Below are 23,675 nucleotides of genomic sequence, written 5' to 3'. Positions count from 1 at the left end.
TACCGTTTAAAACGCAATTTATTGTTGGGTTATTATGCAACAGGAAGTAGGCTAGTTTTAAATCTTATACCATTTTGTACATATCGTTGTGCATTAGTGATATTTGCTGTAATTTCAGCTTTAGTTAATTTGCGGATAATTTTTGCGGGTGATCCCATAATTAAACAACCTTCTTCATAAGGTATGGTGTGTGTTACTAGCGAGTTGGCGCCAACAAGGCAATTTTTTGCAATTTTAGCATTGTTTAATATAGTACTACCCATGCCAATTAATACACCATCTTCAATGGTGCAACTATGTAGGATAACATTATGCCCAATAGTGACATTCTCGCCAATAATGCAAGGGATATCTGTTTTAATAAACGATGGGATGACATCTGTATAAACAGTATTATTATCTATTCTTGTGACATAAGGTTGTAATTGTTTTAACGGAAATAAAAACACTAGCGACAATACATATTAATTTTCTAGATTTCTCTAGATTATTAAACATGTTCTTTTCGAAAGTTCTACTTTATTATTGTTAATAACAGTACAATTGCATCTCCACCGTTAACGGCTAACTCCTTAAACTGTTTTACAGATGCAATTGTAATATTTATCAATCCGTTAGTATCAAATGCGATAGAAGGAATTATTGATATCGTTAATATTCGATGTAAATTTTCTGATATGACAAATCGCCTTTGTCCAAAGGCGATATCAATAGATTTAAAAGTTATCCACAGCAATGTAACAGTACCATATACTTCTTATCGTATTTGTTATTCTCAAAACTTCTGGTGGTCTTTCTATCCCCTGCAATGCTTGATCAACAACGCTCTGCAAAGAAGAAAAAACACCTAACATATTATTATTTTCTATCTTTAAGTTTTTCTTTCAAAGTGTCATGCAAATTTTGAAAAAAATCTGTTGTCGGATCTTTTGAAAGAGATATTCTCGCATTTTCACAGTTTTGAGAATCTCTGTTAATATCACCATTCCTACATTTTTTTAGATAAACATTCCTTTCTTCTTTATGAGAGTTCCAATATTCAACAGTGTAATTCTTTTCACAACCAACCAATAAAAAGGTTGTTGTAATAATGAAGATAGATAGTAATTTTTTCATTTCATTCTCCTAGAATTGATTAGACTTTCTTGATTTTTTTCTATTAAATTCGTTTTGCAATTCTTGAAAAAAAAACGTTGTAGGTTGTAAATTTTTCATTTCAATTGTGATTTCTTTTTGTTTATCTATTAAATTTCTGTTTAACTCATTGGATGGTAGTGTTATCTTGTATATTGCTATTTTTACCAATATGTATGGGAGCAATATCACCGCGTAAAACAGCGTTGAACCAAATAGAAACACCTTCTTGTAAAACGACATCACCAATGATATCAGCAGATTTTGCGATAAAACAATTTTGATGAATTTGTGGATGTAAATCACCTATTTGATAGACCATAATTACTAACTTTTATTATTTTTGACACTCAAAAATAAGCTCACAGAAATAAAATTACATAACACCATAGAGCCAACCATCAGCCACTCGGTTGTATTATTGACCGTTATGGATTGAGCAGTTGGTGTTGATACTAATAATGATAATATTATACCTATTGCTCCAGCGATTGCAAAACGAACTGTACCGGCAAGAGATGAGGCTGTACCTGCAATATAGGGATAAAAGTCTAAAACGATTGCCATACTATTTCCACCAATTGTTGACATACAACCAATATATCCTGCAATGCAAATAACAAGATAGGCAAATCCGAGATTAAATAATGTTACGATGGTAAGGCCTATTGCCATAACAAATTGGACCAAAAGACCGAACTGCATCATTTTAATCGAGCCAACATGTTTAACAAAACGGCTATTTAATGTATTCATAAACACCATAACTATTATATTGAATGCAAAGTAGTAGCCAAAATTAGTTGATGCAACACCGTGTAGATTCATATATACAAAAGGTCCTAAGCTTAAAAATGAAAATAATCCAGCTCCAGAAAATGCACCTAACATCATATAAGTTAATACTTGGCGATGCCTGAACAGTGTAATAAAATTACTTAAAATACGAATTAAACTGAATTTATCGCATTTTGTTTTTGTAAGTGTTTCGGGAATAAATGCGATCACTAGACCAAAGCAAGTCAAAGCAATTAGGCTGATAGTGTAGAAATTGGCTTGCCAATTAAACCAATATAAAATAAATCCACCAATAATTGGTGCGAGTAATGGTGCTACATTGGATATCAGCATGACAAATGACATCATTTTAGAAAATTCGTCACGATCACGATAAATATCTTTCATTAACGCATTAATGACTATTGCTGTAGCCGCTGCCGCAATGCCATGGAAAAAGCGAGCTGTAATTAATTGATTAATATTGTTGGCAATACCACAGCTTAACGCCGCAACTATAAAAATAATTAGACCCAAAATGAGAACATTACGACGCCCATAACTATCTGTGAGTGGTCCAAATAAAAGTTGTCCAACAGAAAATCCTAATAAATAGCAACTAATTGTTAGCTGTACCGTGCCATCGGTAACATTAAAGTCGCGTGCAATCGTTGGCATACTAGGTAAATACATATCTATGGATAAAGGCATCAACATAGAAAGTAATCCAAGTATAAAAATAAGCGCTTGTTTGGAAATTTTAATATCACTTAAACAATCTTGAGTTGGCACGTCATACTTCCTTCAAATTTTTTAAAATGCACCTAAAAATATGTCATATAAATGAGATAAAATTATTTAAAAAATATTCATTTATCTAAATGGAAAGTTGCTATTAAGATTAATGTAAATTATATGTGTCAATTAAACGAGTCGATTTCATCTTGTGAAAGTGGTCGATATTCACCTTCAGGTATATCAAGAATTACCTTACCTATTTGTTTGCGATGCAATTCAACAACATGGTTATTGACTGCTGCAAACATGCGTTTAACTTGATGATATCGTCCTTCACTAATAGTTAATTCAGCGTGAAAGTCATCAATAATATTTAATTTCGCTGGTTTGGTAAGTGATTTCTCATTTTTTAATTGGATACCATTTTTAAATATATCAATCAGTTCAATATATAATGGCTGTTCAACCGTGACGGCATAGACTTTTTCGCAATGATGTTTGGGTGATGTAATACGGTGTGACCACTTACCATCGTCAGTAAGTAGAACAAGTCCTGTAGTATCAAGATCAAGTCTACCTGCTGCATGCAATTTTTCAGGCATCGGTTCATCAATAAAATAAAGTATAGTAGGGTGGTCAGGATCATCAGTCGAACAGACATAACCTTGAGGTTTATTAAGCATAAAGTAACGATTATTGGTTACGGGTATGATTTCATAACCATCATACTCAACCACTTGCTCAGGTAATAACTGGTAAGCACCTGATTTTATAATTTCACCATCGACAGTCACTTTTTTAGCTTTGAGTTCTTTGGTTACAATAGTGCGGCTAGCGCCTAAGTGATGAGCGAGAAATTTATCTAATCGCATAATTTAAACAATATCCTTGTATTACTCTAGAGGTGTATATATATCAAAACGGTGATTTTTAGTTTTAATTTCGGCCGTCGGTTTTTGATTGGCTAAAAACGGTGCATAATCGGGTCTTTTCACTACGATCCGTTTTTTTGCTAATTTTCTTGCTGGTTCTAATAAGCTATCTGCATCATTATCACTGCCCACTAATTGTTGAAAAATGCGCATCTCTTTTTTGACAAGCGCACTTTTTTGTCGATGTGGGAACATTGGATCGAGATAAATAACATCAGGTTTTTCAGGGTAAGAGCTCAATCCCTCAATGCTTGAATGATAAATTAAACGTAAATGTTGCTCAAGCCAACTACCGATTTGGGGATCTTGGTAGGCACGCTGCAAGCCATCTTCTAGCAATGCAGCAACAACAGGATGCCTTTCAAACATAGTGACATGGCAACCGATTGATGCTAAAACAAATGCATCTCGACCAAGACCTGCTGTGGTATCAAGAACTGTAGGTAAATACTCGCCTTTGATACCTACTGCTTTAGCAATCGCTTCGCCACGTCCACCACCAAATTGGCGACGATGAGCCATTGTTCCAGAAACAAAGTTTACGCATATTGCCCCTAGTTTTGGTTCGTCAGTTTTTTGTAACTCAAGTTGATTGTTTTGGGTAACAAGAGCGAATGGAAGATCAGCATGTGTGGATAACCACTGCTCCGCTAATAATTTTAGCTGAGCAAAGTTAGAATTAGTGGATACCATAATGACGAAGTAATGCTTCAAGTTGAGGTTCACGCCCTCGGAAGTTTTTAAATAATGTCATAGGCTCATCGCTACCACCCTGTGACAAGATATTATCAAGAAATGCATTGCCTGTTTTAGCGTTGAAAATACCTTCTTCTTCAAAACGTGAAAATGCATCAGCAGATAATACTTCTGCCCATAAATAGCTATAATAACCTGCAGCATAACCACCAGCAAAGATATGGCTAAATGCGTGTGGAAATCTTCCCCATTCAACGGCAGGAACAACGGCAACTTGCTTTCTTATTTCAGCCAATGTATTTAAAATATCAGGATCTTTTTGTGTATGTAATTTAAAGTCAAAAAGACCAAATTCCAATTGGCGTAAAATAAATAGTGCTGCTTGATAGTTTTTAGCATCTAGCATCTTTTCTAACATATCAGTTGGTAGCTGTTCACCAGTTTGATAATGCCCAGATATGAATGCAAGCGCTTCAGGCTGCCAGCACCAGTTTTCTAAAAATTGACTTGGTAATTCAACAGCATCCCATGGCACCCCATTAATACCAGAAACTGATGAAGTATCAATTTCGGTTAACATGTGGTGTAAACCATGACCAAATTCATGGAAAAGGGTTGTGACTTCGTCGTGTGTAAATAGTGCTGGTTTATCACCAACTGGGCGATTGAAGTTACAAGTTAAATAGGCAACGGGTTTTTGTACATGACCATCAGCAAAACGCATACGACCAATACAATCATCCATCCAAGCACCGCCACGCTTATGTTCACGTGCATATAAATCAAGATAGAAACTACCTTTTAACTCACCATTTGAGGCAAATAGATCATAAAATTTAACTTCAGGATCCCAAACTTCAACGCCTTGTCGCTCTTTGGCTGTAATACCAAAAATGCGATGCACTACTTCAAATAAACCATTAATAACTCGTTGTTGAGGGAAATAAGGACGCAATTCTTCATCGTTGATAGCGTACAAATGCTGTTTTTGCTTTTCACTATAATAAGCTATATCCCATGGTTTGATGTCACTTGCGCCAAAAAACTCATAAGCATAACGTTTAAGATCTGCTAACTCTTTTTCACCTTGAGGTTTAGCTTTAGTTGCTAAATTGTTTAAAAACTCAATGACTTGAGCGGTTGAGCTTGCCATTTTTGTTGCTAGTGATTTATTAGCATAATTATCGAAGCCTAGTAATAGTGCAAGCTCATTACGAAGCGTTAAGATTTGTTTGATAATTTCAGTGTTATCCCACTTACCTGCGTTTGGTCCTTGATCTGACGCACGAGTATTATAGGCTTGGTAAAGTTCAAATCGTAAATCACGATTATCGCAGTAGGTCATGACGGGAAGATAACTTGGTATATCTAAGGTTAGTAACCAACCCTCTTTATCTTTTAATTTAGCCTGTTCTTTTGCGGCAGAAAGCGCACTTTCAGGCATGCCAGATAGTTCTTTGATATCGGTAATTAATTTTGACCATCCCATGGTGGCATCGAGCACATTGTTACTATATTTTGAGGATAATTCTGATAATTTTGCGACAATTTCACCGTAACGTTTCTGTTTGTCATCGGGTAAGCCAATTCCAGATAATTCAAAATCACGTAGTGCATTATCAACCACTTTTTTCTGTGCTTTGGTTAAAGTAGCATATTGTTCGCTTTCTTTGAGTTGCTTATAAGCTTGATATAAAGGTTTATGTTGCCCAACCCATGTGCTGTACTCAGATAGTAATGGCAGACAAGCTTCATAAGCTTCACGTAATTCAGGGCTATTTTTAACTGAGTTAAGATGACTAACTGGAGACCAAGCTCGTCCAAATTTTTCGTCTGCTTCATCAATTGGTTGAATTAAGTTATCCCAAGTATATTGGCTATTTTGCTTTAATACTGCTTCAATGGTATTTCTGCAGTTTTTTAAAGTTTCTTGTATAGCAGGCAAAACATGTTCGGGTTTAATTTGTGAAAAAAGGGGTAATGGTGCATCTGTTAATAATGGATTAGTCATGTAGCGATACCTTTATACAAATGGTGTTGTCTATTGATACAACATAATATGGTGGCGAAAACAATTAATTCAAGGGATTATCATGCTAAGAAATGGTTATAATCCTATAAGTTTGCGTTCACGTTGCCATTCAGTGGGGGTATAAGTCTTTATAGAAAGCGCATGAATACGGTTATCATTAATAAATTCAGCCAAAGGGGCATAGATTGCTTGTTGTTTTTTCACTCGATTTAAATCGGCAAATAATTCTCCTACAGCAATAACTTGGAAATGGCTTCCATCATCGGTTAGGACATGTACATCATCAAGTTCAAGCGAATTTTTTAATTTGTTTATAATTTCTTGTTTATCCATTATTCATACTCATCATTAATGTAAATTATGGGGGAATTTTTTGTTAAAAAGTTTCAGGTAACTATGTGTTTCAGTATAAAACTTAACATTTTTTAAATATTAATTACAGGTTGTAGATCATACAATGTAATTAATGTTTGTAGCTGAGGATTAATACCTTTGAGCTTTACATGATATTTATTGCAAAAATAAATTAAAGTTGCGAGCCCTGAAGAATCAACCCGAGTAAGTTGCGCAACATCAATGCATTTTACACCATTTAAAATAGTATTTTGTGTTGACCACAAATCATTTAAAGAGTGAACATCAAGTTCACCCTGTAAAGACAATATTTCTTGTTGTTTTTCTGTTTTTATTCGCGACATTATGGCTAGCCTTTGGGTTTAGCGTTTGGGTCAATATTGCGATTTGAAAGATCAGTTAATTGTTTAGTTAATGCGTCAATACCATCTTGGCGTAAAATTGTTGACCATTCATTTTGCTTGGTGGTGATCATGCTGACGCCTTCTGCAACTAAATCATAAGCTTTCCATTCGCCAGTGACAGAGTTTTTACGCCATTGGAAATCAATACGTAATGGTTGTTGGTTTTTATTAGGTTGGTTTAATAAAACACGAATAGAGATAAGCGTTTTCCCTGTTAAATCTTTTGGCGATTCAACCTGATAAGTTTGGCCATTATACATAGATAATGCTTGAGCAAAAGTTTGTACTAAATAATTTTCAAAAGCAGCGAAATAAGCTTTACGTTGCGCATCTGTAGCACTTTTATAATAATTACCTAAAATTAATGCGCCAGCATACTTTACTTGTACATAAGGTAATAATTCTGTTCTTACGATCTCTTTTAGTTTGTTTGGGTTTGATTTTAATGTCGTAGATTGTGCATTCATGGTGCTAAAAATCTTATTAGCAGACACTTCCATCTCTTTATAAGGATCATTTTCAGCAAACGCATTAGCACTAAATATTAAAGCTAATGCAAAAAAAATAGTGTGTTTAAATTTGGTTAACATAGTAACAAAACTCCTTAATTTTCATTTATATCTTGTGTATCTTGTTTCTTATCTTTATCGGTCGAACCTCCAGTACTATAAAGGAATTGACCAATTAAGTCTTCAATAACCATTGCTGGTTTAGTGTTGTATATTACAAAACCATCATGAAAATAAGCTGGTTCATGATTATTTGTTGGCAAATTGTTGCTTGTACCTTCGCTATCCAATGAATCAAGTTCTAATTCAGTACTTTTATCAAGTCCAAAGTTAATATCAATAAATTGTTCACCTAATAAACCTGATGTTTTAATTGAAAGCGAACTTGAAACTGGAATTTGATTGTATTGTGCATCAATATCTATTGTTACATAGGGTTTATATACATCAAGATCTGATGATTTTAGTGTTATATTACTGACTCGACCAATCACAACGCCACCGATTTTGATTGGAGAACGTGCTTTTAATCCGCCAATATTATCAAATACAGCATAAACTCGATATGAATTATGACTAGCAAATGATGTTGGATCCGTTACACGGAAACATAAAAAAAGTACCGAGCAAATGACCAGTACCATAAATAATCCTACTGTGATTTCAACTTTACGACTCATGTTTAATGACCTCAATGACTAAACATTAATGCGGTTAAAATAAAATCTAACCCCAAAATTACTAATGATGAATAAACAACAGTGCTTGTTGTTGCTCGACTAATTCCTTCTGATGTTGGTACACAATCATAACCATTGAAAAGTGCAATCCAAGTGCTGGCAATGGCAAATGCAAAGCTTTTTACAAAACAGTTACCTAGATCATGCCACCAATCAACATTACTTTGAATAGATGACCAAAAAAAGCCTGCATCAATACCTTTCCAATCAACACCTACAATAACACCACCTAAAATACCAACGGTAACAAAAATTGCAGTTAAAAATGGCATACTGAAAAAACCAGCCCAAAAACGAGGTGCAATAATACGTCGTAATGGATCAATTGCCATCATTTCCATACTTGATAGTTGCTCAGTTGCTTTCATTAAGCCGATTTCAGCCGTTAATGCAGAGCCAGCACGACCTGCAAACAGCAAACCAGCAACAACAGGACCTAACTCACGAAGTAGAGCAAGGGCTACCATCATTCCAAGGCTGGCTTCAGCACCAAAAGTGGTCAGAATAAAATAACCTTGCAAGGCCAAAACCATGCCAATAAAAAGACCAGAAACAATAATAATAGTGAGTGATTGTACTCCAACAAAATAAAATTGCTTAATTAGTAATGGGAATTGTTTATTAAATTGTGGCTTACCAATTAATGCCCTAAAGAGCATCACACCAGAACGACCAATCATCGCAATGATATCAATAAACCATTGTCCTAATTTTGCCAGTATATTTAACATTATTTTGTACCTCTGCTTAGGTCTAATTTGTAATCTTCAGCAGGATAATGAAAAGGTACTGGACCATCAGCCAACCCGTCAAGGAATTGTTTTACTCGTAAATCATCATTATCACGTAATTGCTGTGATGTACCACCTGCAATAATATGTTGTTCGGCTACAATGTAAGCATAATCTGCAATACTGAGCACTTCGGTCACGTCATGGCTAACAACGATACAGGTTAATCCTAATGATTGGTTTATTTCAGATATCAGTTTAACAATAACACCCATGGATATAGGATCTTGCCCAGCAAAAGGTTCATCAAACATAATTAAATCGGGATCAAGCGCAATGGCTCTAGCTAATGCTGCTCGCCTTGCCATACCACCAGATAGTTCCGATGGCATCATTTGAGCTGCACCACGTAAACCAACAGCTTGTAATTTCATTAAGACTAAATTATGCAATATAGGTTCAGGTAATTTGAAGTGCTCACGTAGTGGGTAAGCAACATTATCAAACACAGTTAGATCGGTAAATAAAGCTCCCGATTGAAATAACATGCTAATGCGTTTGCGTACTTCATAAAGTCGGGAGCGAGACATGCTTGGAATGTCTTCACCATCGAATAAAATTTTTCCTGACTGGGGTTTTAATTGACCACCAATGAGCCTTAGTAGTGTGGTTTTACCAATTCCTGAAGGTCCCATGATTGCTGTCACTTTTCCTTTCGGGACATTCAAACTCATATTTTTATAAATAGGCCTTGTTCCACGATAAAAAGACATATCGTGAATTTCAACCAAATTTTGTTGTAATGCGTTTGTCACATTGATTTCCTAGATTTCTAGAATGGTAAAATTTTGCTTATTTTACTTGATATTTGTAAATAAAGAAATCAATTAAACGTGTTGCCTATTTGTGTATAACTGCTCAATAAATAGTTTTTATACTCGATGGCTGATTTTTATAGGCAAACAGAGGTTTTACGTAAAATATCTTATTAGAGAGATAAAAGATAATTAAGGCTATTTTTCTAAATAATAAATGGGGAAAGTTATATTTTAGCTCCCCCCATTTTTTACTGATCATGCATAACTAAAAGTGATTATGTGTTTTATTCATGCCGTGCTTTACGAGCTAAATAATTACCAGTGCTTTGAATAAATTGTATAGCAATAACTAATATCACCACGCAGATATAAGTAACAGTATTATCAAAACGTTGATAACCGTATGACACAGCTAAATCGCCAATACCGCCAGCACCAATAGCACCAGCCATCGCTGTAGCACCAATTAAACCTATAGTAGCAGTTGTAAGCGTTAAAATTAAAGAGCTAAATGCCTCTGGTAACATAAAATACCAAATAATTTGTATTGGCGTCGCTCCCATTGATTGAGCCGCTTCAATAATACCACTATTCACGTCAAGTAATGAATTTTCAACTAATCTAGCAATGTAAGGAGCAACATAAAATGTTAACGGAACAATCGCTGCTATAGTGCCAATAGAGCTATTTACAATGACCTTTGTTAAAGGTTGGATAGCAACTAATAAAATAATAAAAGGCAATGAGCGAACTATATTAATAATCGGATTGATAATACGAAACACTCGACGATTTTCTAATAGTCCATAAGGTCTTGTTGTAACTAAGCAAATACCAAGTGGAATTCCGATTAATGAACCTAAAATTAAGGAGAAAACTACCATAATTAGGGTGTCATAGGATGCTTGAACAAATTGTTCAGTGGTTACTGATGTTGCAAAGCAAGAGGCCAAATAGTCAATTATAGTATTAAATATTTCCATTTTTACTCATCTCCCAATGTTTAATTTCAGTGACTTGCACACCGCGCTCACGTAAGTAATGTACTGATTCTTTGATATTACTATCGTTACCTTTTAGTTGAACAAACATACTACCTAAAACCGTTTTTTCGATTTCTGACATATGGGCAAACAAAATATTGACGATAACTTTTTGTTGCAGTATAAGTGAATTCATCACGGGTTCTGACGCAGATCGTCCTAAGAATTCGAGCTTAAATAATTTAATATTGTCTTTTTTACCTTCTATTTCTAACAAATTTTCCACAACACCATTTGGAATTTGATCGTTGATCACTGAGCTAACAAAATTTTGAGTAGTTTGGTGTTTTGGTTGTCCAAATACGTCAAGTACGTTACCTTGTTCTATAATCTTGCCTTTTTCCATTACTGCAACTTTATGGCAAATTTGTTCAATTACATGCATTTCGTGAGTGATTAACACGACTGTTATTTTATATTCTTCATTGATTTTTTTGATTAAATCTAAAATAGCTTGAGTGGTTTGTGGATCAAGTGCTGAAGTTGCTTCATCACATAGTAAAATATCAGGATCGTTGGCTAATGCTCGGGCGATACCAATGCGCTGTTTTTGCCCACCAGAAAGCTCTTTGGGATAGCTGTTAGCTTTATCACTTAATCCAACAAATTCCAAAAGTTCATAGACTTTTTGTTTAATCGAATGTTTATCTTTTTTGATTAAAATTAAAGGAATAGCAATATTTTCAAATACGGTTTTTGATTCAAGCAAATTAAAATGCTGAAAAATCATACCAATTTTTTGGCGAGTTTGACGTAATTCAGTACTAGATAATTGATTTAACAGTTTATTTTGAATAATGACATTGCCTTGTGTTGGTTTTTCAAGAAAGTTAATTAAGCGCACTAAGGTACTTTTACCTGCACCGCTGTAACCAATAATGCCGTAAATATCACCTTTACTGATGGTTAAATTAATATCGTTTAAAGCTTGTGTTGTGACGCCATTTCTTTCATATTGTTTTGAGACATGTTCAAATTTAATCATTGTTCATCACCTATTTATTTTGTTCTAGTTGAATAAGTGCTTGCTTAGGCAATTTGGCTGAATCATTTATTGCAGGTGTTTATATTGCATATTCAACGATTGACAATAATTGATATATCTAACGGTATCACAGGTTAAATTGTTGCTCTAATAATCGTTTTTTATATCTTATTCCATATAGTTATAAGATAGAATTACTTGGAATAAATGAATGCTTTTTTCTGTGTTAGAGTGTATTTAATGCTTACAGCTTATAGAGGATAGCTGAAATGAAAAATGCGTTTATCAAACAAAAAATATTTAAATACATATCAGTCGTTTTAGTTGCTAGTTCAGTGTTTTTGACTATTGGTTGTGATAATTCGTCTAAACCAGTCGATAATCAGACAAAAAAAGAAATTAGCATGGGCGTATCACCAGGTCCATATAACGATCTTTTTAATGATGCTGTTAAACCCATACTTGAATCAGAGGGTTATAAGGTTAAATTAGTGAATTTTCCGCATTTACTTGAATCAGACGTAGCTTTAAGTGAAGGTAGTATTGATTTAACCGTTGCACAGCACACAGCTTATATGAATGTGTTTAATGCCCAGCGTAAAGCAAATTTAAAATCGGTTGTGCATGTACCATCGGTACCTGCGGCAATATTTTCAAATAAGTTCACCTCATTAACGCAAGTTTTTTCAGGAGCAAAAGTTGCTATTCCACAAGATGCTTCTAATGCAGCTCGTTCATATAATCTACTAGAAAAAGCTGGTTGGATAAAATTAAAAAATAATACAAATCCTATTATTGTTAGTAAAAATGATATTGCTCAAAATATTGCAGGTATTGAAATTATTGAAATGGATTCGGCCAATATTCCTAGAGTGCTTAATGAATTAGATTTTGCGGTAATTCCAGGTAGCATTGTTTATTCTGCTAATATTGACTCGAACAAAGCATTACTTTCTGAAACCATCATTCCTGATTTGGAAATTATGGTTGTAGTGAATGAAGGAAACGAAAATAGTCGATGGGCTCAAGATGTGAAGCGTATTTATCAATCTCAACAATTTAAAGATTATATGAAAACGCATAACCAAAATGGTTATTGGGTGATGCCTCAAGAATAAGCATAGCAAGGTAAAGTAATGAAGAAAAGCCCGTTTGATAACGGGCATTTTAGTATCGTGCCATCTGTTTATCAATTGTTAGCGCCCAAGCATTAATCCCTCCTGTAAGATTATAGAGAAAGTTAGGATCAAAACCGTTTTCTGCTAAATAATGAGCAACAGTTAGGCTACGTCTGCCGTGATGACAATAAATAACAATATCGATTTCATCTGGGATTTTATCTAGATATAAAGGGATCATATTCATTGGAATATGAGTTGCGTTGCCAATACTGCAAATGGCTATTTCATTGGGTTCTCGTACATCGAGTAGAAATAGATTATCTTGCTGATTTAATTTTTGTGCAAGTTCTATGGGAGTGATTTCTTTTATTGTCATTATTTAAAACTTATTAAAGCGCTTGTAAAAAAGTTTCAGGAAACTATACGTTTTAGTATAAAATTTCAACTTCAATTTTAAATTTATTAATAGCATCCTACAACGATATTGCAGAATGCTATTTCCTATTTAGGCTTCTAGTGCCTTGTTAATTTTTTCAAATAAATCTTTAGATAAATTTTCAATTTTTAGCAATGCCTCAAGTGCTTTTTGCATCTGCTGTTGACGATTTTTGTCATAACGTTTTAATCGAATTAGAGGATCGATAAGCCTTGCTGCAACTTGCGGATTTTTTTGGTTTAACTCAGTGAGAATTTCAACTAAAAATTGATAACCACTGCCATCTTCAGCGTGAAATGCCACAGGGTTATTATTTACAAATGCTCCAATTAATGCACGAATCCGATTTGGGTTACTGAGTGTAAATGAGCGGTGAGTTAATAATTTTTTCACGGTAGCAAGAACATTCTTTTCTGGGCTTGTTGCGTTTAGTGCTAACCATTTGTCCATAACAAGTCCATCTTGATGCCATTTGTCATCAAAGTTAGCCAATAACTCAGTTCGACAATCAAGTTCAGCTTTTACAGCAACACTCAAGGCGGCTAAACAATCAGTCATATTATTTGCTTGATAATATTGTTGGTTAACCAATGTATTGGCGTGCGAATTATCATCGGCATGAGCTAATAAAGTTAAACAACAGTTTTTAAGTGACCGCTTAGCAATGTCATTATGTTTAATTTGATATTGTGACGTTTTATTGTGGTGATAAACGGCTAATAATTCATCATAAAGTTCGTTTGCAAAATGAGTTAACAAAAATAGACGCACTTGATGAATTGCGATTGGATCAACCACAGTAAATAAATTCGCCAACTCGTTTTCAGATGGCAAGGTTAAGATTTGTGCAATAAGGAAAGGGTCAGTTTTTTCTGATAACAATACGGCTCTAAATGCATCTAATACTGAATCAGGCAACATTAAATTTTGATTTTCTTGATAATTTTTCACATTCAAGCGAACATATTTTGCTAATAATATTTGAGCTGCATCGTAACGGCTAAATGCGTTAGTAGCGTGTTGCATTAAGAAAATAAGATCATTATCTTGATAATCATAAGTTAACTTAACAGGTGCTGAAAAATCACGTAATACTGAAATAATCGGTTTTTGAGTTACGTTATCAAAGATAAATTGTTGTTTGTTTTGTATTAAATTTAAAACATGGTGAACAGATTTGCCTTGGTACTGCAGTGGAATTATTTCACCATTATGTTGATATAACTCGATATCAAGTGGGATATGCAAAGCCTGTTTTTGTGCTTGATCTTGAGTAGCTGGCGTATATTGTTCTACTGTTAAAGTATATTGTTGATTTTTCTCGTCATAATTATCGGTAACGGTTAATTCAGGTGTTCCTGATTGGCTATACCATAATTTAAATTGAGTTAAATCAATACCTGAGGCATCTTGCATGGCTGCAACAAAATCATCACAAGTTGCGGCACTACCATCATGGCGTTTAAAATAAAGTTTCATCCCTGCTTGGAATTTATCTTCTCCTAATAAAGTATGCATCATTCGAATAACTTCAGCGCCTTTTTCGTACACGGTGACTGTGTAAAAGTTATTCATTTCTATTACTTGTTCAGGGCGAATCGGGTGAGACATTGGGCTAGCATCTTCGGCAAATTGAACGGTGCGCAAAAGTTTGACATCCTCAATGCGTTTTACTGCACGAGATCCCATATCAGCGCTAAATTCCTGATCTCGAAATACAGTTAATCCTTCTTTTAAACTAAGTTGGAACCAGTCGCGACAGGTTACCCGATTACCAGTCCAGTTGTGAAAATATTCATGACCAATTACACCTTCAATACCTAAATAGTCATCATCTGTTGCTGTTTGTGGCTTGGCAAGCACATATTTTGAATTAAAGATATTTAATCCTTTGTTTTCCATTGCTCCCATATTGAAAAAATCAACCGCTACAATCATAAAGATATCTAAGTCGTATTCAAGCCCAAAGCGTGTTTCGTCCCAACGCATGGCATTTTTTAAGCTTGTCATAGCCCACTGCGAACGATCTAAATTACCTTTATCAACGTAAATTTCTAAATCAACTTTCCGCTTTGATTGCGTGATAAACTGATCTTTTAAAATATCAAAATCACCAGCAACTAATGCAAATAAGTAAGCCGGTTTTGGAAAAGGATCTTGCCATTGTACCCAATGACGTCCATCAGCAAGCTCGCCTTGCGCTATGCGATTACCGTTCGAAAGTAGATAAGGATAATGTTGTTTATTCGCGGTAATACGTGTTGAAAAGCGAGCAAGAACGTCAGGTCTGTCAAGATAATAGGTAATATGGCGGAATCCTTCTGCTTCACATTGAGTACAGAGCGCTTCGCCTGATACATATAATCCTTCAAGTGCTGTATTGTCAATTGGTTTGATTTCGTTAACAATCGTTAATGTAAATTCTGCTGGAACACGCTGAATGATTAAACCAGCTTTTGTGAGCTGATAATCATGCCATGGTTGTTCGTCAATATTAACAGAAATCAATTTAAGATCTTCACCATCTAAAATTAAATTGTCCGCGTTATTATTTTTCTTAACAACATGGCTACGAGCTGTGACGGTTGTTATTTCGGGAGCTAAATCAAAATCAAGATCAATGTCGGTAATGGTAAAATCGGGTGATTTATAATCAAGACGATTTTTGGCAATAGGCTGCGATTCAGGTGTTTTTGTATTCATGTTGTTATGACCTTTTGGTTTGAAATCAATTTATATTTTATATTGGTTGATATTATAGCTGATTAAAAACAATCTTATTACATAATTAATCTATATCTTCATTATTATTCTGCTATAATCTTTGAAATTTTTATTTAAAGCAATAGCACTAAATTTACATGTTATCAGCAATAATTACATCAATATTAGATACTGATGCTTATAAGTTGCATATGCAGCAGGCTGTATTTCATTACTACCCAGAGGTAACTGTTGTTGCGCAGTTTCGTTGTCGTAGTGATGATTTATTGGGACAATATGTTGATGAAATAATACATCAAGTGAAATTAATGGAATCATTAGCGCTGTCTGATGATGAATTTAACTATTTATCAAATATTTCCTTTTTTAAATCTGACTATTTAAATTGGCTTAAAAAATGGCGTTTCAATAGTGATTTGCTCACTATAAAAAATGAAGATGGAGTGCTTTCTATTACAATTGAAGGTAAATGGCTAGATGTTATTCTATGGGAAGTGCCATTACTTGCCGTTATCAGTGAAATTGTTCATAAAGATCGTTCACCTAATATTGGAGTTTCTGAGGCACTAGCTCGGCTAAAAGATAAATTGGCGTTGTTTAATGAAAAAACAGCTAATATGGATATGTCGGGCTTTAATTTAATGGATTTTGGTACGCGTAGGCGTTATTCGTTTGCGGTGCAAGAGGCAGTTGTCAGTTATTTGAAAACACACTTTCATAACTTTCATAGTACTAGCAATTATTTACTGGCTTATCGTTTAGGGCTTACTCCTGTTGGAACCCAAGCACACGAGTGGTTTCAAGCTCATCAACGTTTAAGTGCTAATCTTCAAGATTGCCAAAGAAATGCTCTTCAAGTTTGGTTAGATGAATATCCTCATGACTTAGGAATAGCATTAACAGATTGTATTACAATGGATGCATTTTTACGTGATTTTGATTTGCATTTTGCTTCTCATTATCAAGGGCTTCGTCATGATTCAGGTGATTCAATTCAATGGGGTGAAAAAGCAATTGCTCATTATCAGCAATTGGGCATAGATCCACAAACTAAACTTTTGGTTTTTTCTGATAGCTTAAATTTTGACAAGGCGATTAAAATCTATCAACATTTTAATCATCGCGTAAAATTATCTTTTGGCGTCGGCGGTTTTTTAGCTTGTGATATTCCATCTAAAGATGCCAATACCAAAGCATTGAACATTGTGCTTAAATTAACGGAATGTAATAATCAATCTGTGGCTAAACTATCAGATAGTCCAGGTAAAACGATATCTCAGGATTTAGATTTTATTGATGAATTAAAACGAACTTTTAGTGTTAAACAATGATAATAATTCATGTTTAACTTATTATTAATATTAGAAACTAAAAATTAGTAATAAGAAACAAGTTATTCAAGAATTCCATTTAGTTATGGGATAGTCTTTAGAATATATCTGTATTACTTTAAATATTACTTAAACAAATTAATGTAGAGATGGATAATTAAATGACTTCAGTTGCACCTATTGTTGATGTGTTACAAGGCAAAATTGCTGTTGGTAGCACTATTTCAGTTCAAGGCTGGGTAAGAACTCGCCGTGATTCTAAAGCAGGTATTTCATTTTTAGCTGTTTACGATGGTTCTTGCTTTGACCCTATTCAAGCTGTTATTGAAAATAATTTACCTAATTATGAACAAGAAATTTTGCGTCTAACAGCTGGTTGTTCCGTTAAAGTCACTGGTAAAGTAGTGGAGTCACCAGGTCAAGGTCAAAAATATGAATTACAAGCAACGCAAGTTGAAGTGTATGGCTTTGTTGACGATCCCGAGACTTACCCAATGGCAGCAAAGCGCCATTCAATTGAATATCTTCGTGAAGTGGCTCACTTGCGTGCAAGAACCAATATTGTTGGTGCGATAACGCGTGTACGCCATACGCTTGCGCAAGCAATTCATCAGTTTTTTAATGATCGTGGCTTTTATTGGCTATCAACTCCTATTATTACCGCATCAGATACTGAAGGGGCGGGCGAAATGTTCCGCGTTTCAACACTTGATATGCTAAATCTGCCTAAATCTGATAATGGTAAAGTTGATTTTGATAAAGATTTCTTTGGTAAAGAAGCTTTTTTAACCGTTTCTGGACAATTAAACGCTGAAACTTATGCTTGTGCACTTTCTAAAGTTTATACTTTTGGTCCAACATTTAGAGCAGAGAACTCAAATACTACTCGCCATTTAGCTGAGTTTTGGATGATGGAGCCTGAAGTAGCGTTTGCTGATCTAGATGATAACGCTAAGCTTGCTGAGGATATGTTGAAATATGTGTTTAAAGAAGTGCTAGAAAAACGTGCTGATGATATGCAATTTTTTGCTCAGCATGTCGATAAAGAAGCAATCAATCGTCTTGAAAACTTTATTAATGCTGATTTTGCTCAAGTGGATTACACTGATGCTATCACTATATTACAAAATTGTGATGCTAAATTTGAAAACCCAGTCAGCTGGGGAATTGATTTAGCTTCAGAACATGAACGTTATTTAGCTGAACAACATTTTAAAGCGCCAGTGGTAGTAAAAAACTATCCGAAAGATATTAAAGCGTTTTATATGCGTATGAATGATGACGGTAAAACGGTAGCGGCAATGGATGTTTTAGCGCCAGGAATTGGTGAAATCATTGGTGGATCTCAGCGTGAGGAGCGTTTAGATATGTTGGATAAGCGCATGGAAGAATTGGGACTAAAAAAAGAAGATTATTGGTGGTATCGTGATTTACGTCGATACGGTACTGTGCCGCATTCAGGTTTTGGTCTTGGTTTTGAACGTTTAATTGTTTATGTAACAGGTGTTCAAAATGTGCGCGATGTTATCCCATTCCCAAGAACGCCGCGTAATGCAAACTTTTAAGTTGATTAAAATCCCTAACAAGAATTTATTGGGAGTTACAGGTGGTAGATATTAATCTGTTTTAGTTTAAAAAACAATCAAACAGGCTTAAATTTAGACTTAGACACTACATTTAATGAAAAGTTCGCTTGATTTTAAAAAAAATTTATACATAATTTACACTACTGTAAAAAGTAGAAAAATAATAGATAAAAATATTATTTTTTGGATGAATAATTATTGTACGAAAATTGACACTAAACTTATGGAAGTGTCTTTTTAAAAAAATAACCATGAGGGTAAAAAATGAAACGTAATCTATTAGCAATCGCTATCCCTGCGCTTTTAGTAGCCGCTGGTGCAAATGCATCTATCGAAGTTTGGAATAAAGATGGCAATAAAGTTGACTTTTACGGCCGAGTAAAAGCAGCTAACAACATCACTGACCGTGGTCAAAAAGGCGAAGGTGACGATACTTCAGCTCGTTTAGGTATGTCAGGCCAAACTCAAATCACTGATAGCGTAACTGGTTATGGTCGTTGGGAATATGAAGCTAAAGCGGGTAAAAGTAAAGACGGCAGTAGTGAAGTACGTTATGCATTCGCTGGTTTAAACTTTGGTGATGCTGGTTCATTCGACTATGGTCGTAATGACGGTGTGTTAAAAGCAATTACTGCTTATACTGACGTATTACCACAATTTGGTGGCGATGCAGCAAACAATGAATGGCATGTTCTTTCAGAACGTACTAAAGCTGTTGCAACTTACCGTAACAATAACTTCTTTGGTTTAACCGATGATATTAGCTTTGCATTACAATATGCCGATAATGGTGATGCAGTTAAAGATATTGAGAATAAAAAATGGTTAGATCCTGTATCAGGTACTACTAAAGATCGTATTAACCATAATTCCAAAGAAGCTTGGGGTGCAAATGTTCAATGGAATATTTTTGACACTGGTTTAACAGCTGGTGCAGGTTACGCTCAAACTTCAAAAAGTGATAGCCGTCAAAGTACTTGGGCAACTGGTCTTAAATATGATAACTATAATTTATATTTAGGTGCTAACTATTTCCAAAGTAAACATAAGAATGCGGTTGGTACTTATGGATTAATTGGTGATTACGTTTATCATATAAGAGATACAGATTTAAAAGTCAGAGGATTTGAATTAGTTGCTCAATATGGTATCGATCTTGAAGTTGGTCGTTTAACTCCTTCTCTAGCTTATGTTCAACACAAAGTTAAATCTTCTGATTATGATAATTTTTCAAAATATGGTTACCGTTGGAAGTATAGAGGTTTCAATTCACCAGAAGCTAAGTATGTATCTGTAGGTGCAACTTACGATTTAAACAAAAACTTTAGTACGATTGTTGAATATAAATTCAATCTTCTTGATCGTAAAGATTTTGGTGCAGCTTCAAATACTGAAAATCCACGTGGTCACGATACTAAACCAGGTACTAAAGATGTGTTAGGTGTTGGTTTAATTTACCAATTCTAATCGCTTAATATCTTATAAAAAGGCACTTAGGTGCCTTTTTTTTCATCTTTTGAATTCATTCCCACCTAAAAAAACATTTTATGCCTAAAAAAAATTTATAATAAGTATTAAAATATTCGAAAATTCGCAGAATAAATCTAAATTCCATTGTTAAATAGGCAATGTGGCATTAGAGCCATGTTTATTAGGCAAAATGGCTATCACAGTAATAATATAATTGCTAATTGTTAGCAGTTATTTGTTAAACCAGAGCAAAGCAATTTGCATCTTTAATAATACAAAATACCTTTGAGGGTAAAAAATGAAACGTAATCTATTAGCAATCGCTATTCCTGCACTTTTAATTGCAGGTACAGCAAACGCTTCTATTGAAGTGTGGAATAAAGATGGTAATAAAGTTGACTTTTATGGTCGTGTTTACGCATTAAACTATATTACTGATCGCAATAACCAAACAGGTGAAGGTGACAAGACCACTGCACGTTTAGGTATGTCAGGTCAAACACAAGTGACCGACAGCGTAACTGGCTATGGTCGTTGGGAGTATGAAGCAAAAACAGGTAAAAATGCTGATAATGAAACTCGTTATGCATTTGCTGGTTTAAACTTTGGTGATTTTGGTTCATTCGACTATGGTCGCAATGATGGTGTATTAAAAACATTAACATCTTACACTGACGTTTTACCAGAATTTGGTGGTGATGCTTCTGATAATGATCTTTATGCATTAACGGCTCGTACTAAAGCAGTTGCAACCTACCGTAATTCAGATTTCTTTGGCTTAGTGAATGGTTTACGTTTTGCCGTTCAATATGCGGATAATGGAGATAACAGCTCAACGCGTCATTTCGGTAATTATACTCTTAATGATAAACGCAATAGTGCTGAAGCATGGGGTTCAGTTGTTGATTGGGATGTGCTTGATACTGGTTTATCTGTTGGTGCTGGTTATGCACAAACTGGTGGTCATAAAGATGCTAAAGCATGGTCAGCTGGTATTAAATATGACAACGACAACCTTTATTTAGCTGCGTTATATATTCAAGGTAAACAAAAATATGGCTGGGATAATGCCTCAACTACTCGTAGCGCTGATGATTTAAAAACCAAAGGCTATGAATTAGTTGCTCAATATGGTATTGACTTTGAAGTAGGACGTTTAACGCCATCTGTTGCTTATATCCAACATAAAGTTAAAGACGCATCTAGTTATTCAAGTGATGCAGGGCTTAAAGGTAATGATTTAGCTAAATATGTTGATGTTGGTTTAACTTATGACTTTAACAAAAACCTACAAGCTATTATCGATTATAAAATTAACTTGTTAGATAAAGATGATATCGGTGCACGTCGTGCTTTATATGAAGATGGTTCATTTACTAAATCACAAATCAAGGGCACAACAAAAGACACAGTAGCACTTGGTTTAATTTACCAATTCTAATTGATTGTATCTTTATTTTTAAAAGGCACTTCGGTGCCTTTTTTATTATCTATTATCAATTAAATAAACCTTGCGCTTTGATTAATACTCTGTTAAAAATTAAAAAAAATATAATAATGAATTAAGATACAATGATGCTATATACCACACGTAAATTATTGGCTAAAAAAAATATTGCTTTAGTTGCTCATGATCACCTGAAAGATTCTTTATTAAGTTGGTGTAAAAAAAATCGTGAAGAGCTTTCTCGTCATAATTTATGTGGCACGGGCACTACTGGAACATTAATAAAGCAAGAAACAGGACTAAATATCACGCCAATGTTAAGTGGTCCGATGGGGGGAGATCAGCAGATAGGTGCATTAATTGCAGAAGGTAAAATTGATATCTTAATCTTTTTTTGGGATCCACTTAATGCTGTACCTCACGATCCAGATGTGAAAGCGTTGTTACGATTATCTACTGTTTGGAATATTCCAGTTGCCACTAATCAATCCACAGCTAATGCATTAATTCAGTCCTCTATTTTTACGCAAGAAGTTGATATTGAAATTCCTGATTATCAAAACTATTTAACTCAAAGAGTTAAATAAATGCAAATACCATCTCAAATTCGTAAAACAGGTCGGCAAATACTTTTACTTGATAATCTGTTTATTGTCTTGGGTTTTTATGTTGTGTTTCTGCTTGTTTCAACCCACTTTGTTAGTCAAGTTGGATGGAGTGCACTTTTTGTTGGTTTTGCGTTATGATTTCGGCAATTTGTTCACAAGGTTTTGGTATGTTATTGGCAATGGTATTGCTGATTGTTCTAGCTAAAAACCTATAATGTTATGGATAACTTTAAGTTATCTGCATTATCAATTTAAAAATGAGTCACCAATACACCCTATTAAAATGCGGAAGATTGGCTAATTTCGCCATCTTTAAATAAAATCGCTTCGCCAGTATTAAGTTTTTGCCATATCTCATTTGAAGTTAATGGTAAGGTTGAAATGATAGTAACAATATCATTGGGTGTTGTATGTTTTTGAAAATCAATTTCTACATCTTCGTCCAATAATTTTGCTTTGCCAAATGGTGCTTTACGGGTTATCCAATGCAAATTCGTTGTACAATAGGCAAACACATATTGCCCATCAGAAAGTAGCATATTGAATATGCCTAGTTGGCTTAATTGATCGGCACATTGCTTAATAAAATTAAATAGCTCAAGATCATCGACAGGTTTTTGTGAATATTTTTGCTGTAATTGATTAATTAAATAGCAAAAGGCAAATTCGCTATCGGTTTCTCCAACAGGTTGAAAAAGCCCTGTATCTAAATTTTGGTAATTGGTTAATTGTCCATTGTGGGCAAAAGTCCAATTTTTACCCCAGAGTTCGCGGGTGAATGGGTGGGTATTTTCTAGTGCGACACCGCCTCGATTTGCTTGTCGAATATGAGCAATCACAGCTTTAGATTTGATGGGATATTCTTTCACCATTTTAGCAATAGGCGAATAGCTACAAGGCTCAGGATCTTTAAATGTTCGGCAACCTTTTCCTTCGTAGAAAGTAATTCCCCAACCATCTTTGTGAGGACCTTTGTCCCCACCTCGTTTAATTAAGCTAGTAAAACTAAAGCAGATATCGGTTGGCACATTAGCACTCATACCCAATAATTCACACATA

Annotated in this window: 25 protein-coding genes; 7 read left to right on the top strand and 18 right to left on the bottom strand. The window is 34.6% G+C overall.

Annotated elements, in window-relative coordinates; genetic code table 11:
* Positions 1-32: 32 nt before the first annotated feature.
* From A9G44_RS02280 to A9G44_RS02205, 15 genes are all read right to left on the bottom strand, one after another.
* Positions 33-449, bottom strand: a complete 417-nt coding sequence (locus A9G44_RS02280; protein WP_065609079.1) for a gamma carbonic anhydrase family protein — start codon at positions 447-449, stop codon at positions 33-35.
* Between the two features lie 409 nt (positions 450-858).
* The gene (locus A9G44_RS02270) at positions 859-1,116 is read right to left on the bottom strand and encodes an EexN family lipoprotein (RefSeq protein WP_065609077.1); all 258 of its coding nucleotides are present in this window, start codon (positions 1,114-1,116) and stop codon (positions 859-861) included.
* A gap of 145 nt (positions 1,117-1,261) precedes the next feature.
* Positions 1,262-1,456 carry a gamma carbonic anhydrase family protein gene (locus A9G44_RS02265; protein WP_065609076.1) on the bottom strand — a complete coding sequence of 65 codons (195 nt, stop codon included), beginning with the start codon at positions 1,454-1,456 and terminating at the stop codon, positions 1,262-1,264.
* 5 nt (positions 1,457-1,461) lie between these two features.
* Positions 1,462-2,703, bottom strand: coding sequence for a Bcr/CflA family multidrug efflux MFS transporter (locus A9G44_RS02260; protein WP_065609075.1), 1,242 nt, complete (start codon positions 2,701-2,703; stop codon positions 1,462-1,464).
* A 128-nt stretch (positions 2,704-2,831) separates the two neighbouring features.
* Positions 2,832-3,521 (bottom strand): 16S rRNA pseudouridine(516) synthase RsuA, encoded by a 690-nt coding sequence (gene rsuA / locus A9G44_RS02255; protein ID WP_065609074.1) that lies wholly within the window; start codon positions 3,519-3,521, stop codon positions 2,832-2,834.
* Positions 3,522-3,542: 21 nt separating this feature from the next.
* Positions 3,543-4,274, bottom strand: a complete 732-nt coding sequence (locus A9G44_RS02250; RefSeq protein ID WP_065609073.1) for a class I SAM-dependent methyltransferase — start codon at positions 4,272-4,274, stop codon at positions 3,543-3,545.
* Positions 4,261-6,288, bottom strand: coding sequence for an oligopeptidase A (prlC, locus tag A9G44_RS02245; protein ID WP_065609072.1), 2,028 nt, complete (start codon positions 6,286-6,288; stop codon positions 4,261-4,263). The genes A9G44_RS02250 and prlC overlap by 14 nt, the downstream gene beginning before the upstream one ends.
* Positions 6,289-6,384: 96 nt before the next feature.
* The gene (locus A9G44_RS02240; protein WP_065609071.1) at positions 6,385-6,642 is read right to left on the bottom strand and encodes a BolA family protein; all 258 of its coding nucleotides are present in this window, start codon (positions 6,640-6,642) and stop codon (positions 6,385-6,387) included.
* 92 nt (positions 6,643-6,734) lie between these two features.
* On the bottom strand, positions 6,735-7,007 hold the full coding sequence (locus A9G44_RS02235) for an STAS domain-containing protein (protein WP_065607173.1): 273 nt from the start codon (positions 7,005-7,007) through the stop codon (positions 6,735-6,737).
* Positions 7,008-7,012: 5 nt separating this feature from the next.
* Positions 7,013-7,657, bottom strand: a complete 645-nt coding sequence (gene mlaC, locus A9G44_RS02230; protein WP_065609070.1) for a phospholipid-binding protein MlaC — start codon at positions 7,655-7,657, stop codon at positions 7,013-7,015.
* 14 nt (positions 7,658-7,671) lie between these two features.
* A complete protein-coding gene (gene mlaD, locus A9G44_RS02225; protein ID WP_034911480.1) occupies positions 7,672-8,256 on the bottom strand; it encodes an outer membrane lipid asymmetry maintenance protein MlaD in 585 nt (194 codons plus the stop codon).
* 11 nt (positions 8,257-8,267) lie between these two features.
* A complete protein-coding gene (mlaE, locus tag A9G44_RS02220; RefSeq protein ID WP_141671003.1) occupies positions 8,268-9,047 on the bottom strand; it encodes a lipid asymmetry maintenance ABC transporter permease subunit MlaE in 780 nt (259 codons plus the stop codon).
* Complete coding sequence (gene mlaF / locus A9G44_RS02215; protein WP_218056394.1) at positions 9,047-9,862, bottom strand: phospholipid ABC transporter ATP-binding protein MlaF; 816 nt, start codon at positions 9,860-9,862, stop codon at positions 9,047-9,049. The genes mlaE and mlaF overlap by 1 nt, the downstream gene beginning before the upstream one ends.
* A gap of 287 nt (positions 9,863-10,149) precedes the next feature.
* Complete coding sequence (locus A9G44_RS02210) at positions 10,150-10,749, bottom strand: methionine ABC transporter permease (RefSeq protein ID WP_370738298.1); 600 nt, start codon at positions 10,747-10,749, stop codon at positions 10,150-10,152.
* Positions 10,750-10,834: 85 nt separating this feature from the next.
* The gene (locus tag A9G44_RS02205; protein ID WP_065609069.1) at positions 10,835-11,893 is read right to left on the bottom strand and encodes a methionine ABC transporter ATP-binding protein; all 1,059 of its coding nucleotides are present in this window, start codon (positions 11,891-11,893) and stop codon (positions 10,835-10,837) included.
* Between the two features lie 269 nt (positions 11,894-12,162).
* Here A9G44_RS02205 and A9G44_RS02200 point away from each other — a divergent pair, with 269 nt between their 5' ends.
* Positions 12,163-13,011 (top strand): MetQ/NlpA family ABC transporter substrate-binding protein, encoded by an 849-nt coding sequence (locus A9G44_RS02200; protein WP_141671398.1) that lies wholly within the window; start codon positions 12,163-12,165, stop codon positions 13,009-13,011.
* 49 nt (positions 13,012-13,060) lie between these two features.
* Here A9G44_RS02200 and A9G44_RS02195 read toward each other — a convergent pair whose 3' ends face one another.
* Positions 13,061-13,390 (bottom strand): rhodanese-like domain-containing protein, encoded by a 330-nt coding sequence (locus A9G44_RS02195; protein WP_065609068.1) that lies wholly within the window; start codon positions 13,388-13,390, stop codon positions 13,061-13,063.
* 129 nt (positions 13,391-13,519) lie between these two features.
* Positions 13,520-16,153 (bottom strand): aminopeptidase N, encoded by a 2,634-nt coding sequence (gene pepN, locus A9G44_RS02190; RefSeq protein WP_065609067.1) that lies wholly within the window; start codon positions 16,151-16,153, stop codon positions 13,520-13,522.
* A 158-nt stretch (positions 16,154-16,311) separates the two neighbouring features.
* Here pepN and pncB point away from each other — a divergent pair, with 158 nt between their 5' ends.
* The 6 genes from pncB to A9G44_RS13440 all read left to right on the top strand — a co-directional run bounded on the left by pncB (position 16,312) and on the right by A9G44_RS13440 (position 22,754).
* Positions 16,312-17,505: a nicotinate phosphoribosyltransferase gene (gene pncB, locus A9G44_RS02185; RefSeq protein ID WP_034911503.1), complete on the top strand. Its 1,194-nt coding sequence runs from the start codon at positions 16,312-16,314 to the stop codon at positions 17,503-17,505.
* 161 nt (positions 17,506-17,666) lie between these two features.
* Positions 17,667-19,070 (top strand): asparagine--tRNA ligase, encoded by a 1,404-nt coding sequence (gene asnS, locus A9G44_RS02180; protein ID WP_065589445.1) that lies wholly within the window; start codon positions 17,667-17,669, stop codon positions 19,068-19,070.
* 285 nt (positions 19,071-19,355) lie between these two features.
* Positions 19,356-20,558, top strand: coding sequence for a porin (locus A9G44_RS02175; RefSeq protein WP_065609066.1), 1,203 nt, complete (start codon positions 19,356-19,358; stop codon positions 20,556-20,558).
* A gap of 301 nt (positions 20,559-20,859) precedes the next feature.
* Entirely contained in the window at positions 20,860-22,002 is a 1,143-nt protein-coding gene (locus tag A9G44_RS02170; protein WP_034911519.1) for a porin, read from the top strand.
* A 134-nt stretch (positions 22,003-22,136) separates the two neighbouring features.
* Positions 22,137-22,595 (top strand): methylglyoxal synthase, encoded by a 459-nt coding sequence (locus tag A9G44_RS02165; protein WP_065609144.1) that lies wholly within the window; start codon positions 22,137-22,139, stop codon positions 22,593-22,595.
* Entirely contained in the window at positions 22,596-22,754 is a 159-nt protein-coding gene (locus A9G44_RS13440; protein WP_179854790.1) for a hypothetical protein, read from the top strand.
* A gap of 140 nt (positions 22,755-22,894) precedes the next feature.
* Here A9G44_RS13440 and A9G44_RS02160 read toward each other — a convergent pair whose 3' ends face one another.
* The gene (locus A9G44_RS02160) at positions 22,895-23,674 is read right to left on the bottom strand and encodes a class II glutamine amidotransferase (RefSeq protein WP_065609065.1); all 780 of its coding nucleotides are present in this window, start codon (positions 23,672-23,674) and stop codon (positions 22,895-22,897) included.
* Position 23,675: the final 1 nt, after the last annotated feature.

The sequence above is a fragment of the Gilliamella sp. Occ4-3 genome (genome assembly GCF_001690675.1).
Classification (GTDB): Bacteria; Pseudomonadota; Gammaproteobacteria; order Enterobacterales; family Orbaceae; genus Gilliamella; species Gilliamella bombi.
This window is presented reverse-complemented; position numbering and strand designations above follow the sequence as displayed.

What these genes read in the sequence shown, in the direction of transcription:
- A9G44_RS02270 (WP_065609077.1), bottom strand. Translation starts at nt 1,116, where the DNA reads ATGAAAAAATTACTATCTATCTTCATTATTACAACAACCTTTTTATTG.
- A9G44_RS02265 (WP_065609076.1), bottom strand. Translation starts at nt 1,456, where the DNA reads ATGGTCTATCAAATAGGTGATTTACATCCACAAATTCATCAAAATTGT.
- rsuA (WP_065609074.1), bottom strand. Translation starts at nt 3,521, where the DNA reads ATGCGATTAGATAAATTTCTCGCTCATCACTTAGGCGCTAGCCGCACT.
- A9G44_RS02250 (WP_065609073.1), bottom strand. Translation starts at nt 4,274, where the DNA reads ATGGTATCCACTAATTCTAACTTTGCTCAGCTAAAATTATTAGCGGAG.
- prlC (WP_065609072.1), bottom strand. Translation starts at nt 6,288, where the DNA reads ATGACTAATCCATTATTAACAGATGCACCATTACCCCTTTTTTCACAA.
- A9G44_RS02240 (WP_065609071.1), bottom strand. Translation starts at nt 6,642, where the DNA reads ATGGATAAACAAGAAATTATAAACAAATTAAAAAATTCGCTTGAACTT.
- A9G44_RS02235 (WP_065607173.1), bottom strand. Translation starts at nt 7,007, where the DNA reads ATGTCGCGAATAAAAACAGAAAAACAACAAGAAATATTGTCTTTACAG.
- mlaC (WP_065609070.1), bottom strand. Translation starts at nt 7,657, where the DNA reads ATGTTAACCAAATTTAAACACACTATTTTTTTTGCATTAGCTTTAATA.
- mlaD (WP_034911480.1), bottom strand. Translation starts at nt 8,256, where the DNA reads ATGAGTCGTAAAGTTGAAATCACAGTAGGATTATTTATGGTACTGGTC.
- mlaE (WP_141671003.1), bottom strand. Translation starts at nt 9,047, where the DNA reads ATGTTAAATATACTGGCAAAATTAGGACAATGGTTTATTGATATCATT.
- A9G44_RS02210 (WP_370738298.1), bottom strand. Translation starts at nt 10,749, where the DNA reads ATGGTAGTTTTCTCCTTAATTTTAGGTTCATTAATCGGAATTCCACTT.
- A9G44_RS02205 (WP_065609069.1), bottom strand. Translation starts at nt 11,893, where the DNA reads ATGATTAAATTTGAACATGTCTCAAAACAATATGAAAGAAATGGCGTC.
- A9G44_RS02200 (WP_141671398.1), top strand. Translation starts at nt 12,163, where the DNA reads ATGAAAAATGCGTTTATCAAACAAAAAATATTTAAATACATATCAGTC.
- A9G44_RS02195 (WP_065609068.1), bottom strand. Translation starts at nt 13,390, where the DNA reads ATGACAATAAAAGAAATCACTCCCATAGAACTTGCACAAAAATTAAAT.
- pepN (WP_065609067.1), bottom strand. Translation starts at nt 16,153, where the DNA reads ATGAATACAAAAACACCTGAATCGCAGCCTATTGCCAAAAATCGTCTT.
- pncB (WP_034911503.1), top strand. Translation starts at nt 16,312, where the DNA reads ATGTTATCAGCAATAATTACATCAATATTAGATACTGATGCTTATAAG.
- asnS (WP_065589445.1), top strand. Translation starts at nt 17,667, where the DNA reads ATGACTTCAGTTGCACCTATTGTTGATGTGTTACAAGGCAAAATTGCT.
- A9G44_RS02175 (WP_065609066.1), top strand. Translation starts at nt 19,356, where the DNA reads ATGAAACGTAATCTATTAGCAATCGCTATCCCTGCGCTTTTAGTAGCC.
- A9G44_RS02170 (WP_034911519.1), top strand. Translation starts at nt 20,860, where the DNA reads ATGAAACGTAATCTATTAGCAATCGCTATTCCTGCACTTTTAATTGCA.
- A9G44_RS02165 (WP_065609144.1), top strand. Translation starts at nt 22,137, where the DNA reads ATGCTATATACCACACGTAAATTATTGGCTAAAAAAAATATTGCTTTA.
- A9G44_RS13440 (WP_179854790.1), top strand. Translation starts at nt 22,596, where the DNA reads ATGCAAATACCATCTCAAATTCGTAAAACAGGTCGGCAAATACTTTTA.
- A9G44_RS02160 (WP_065609065.1), bottom strand. Translation starts at nt 23,674, where the DNA reads ATGTGTGAATTATTGGGTATGAGTGCTAATGTGCCAACCGATATCTGC.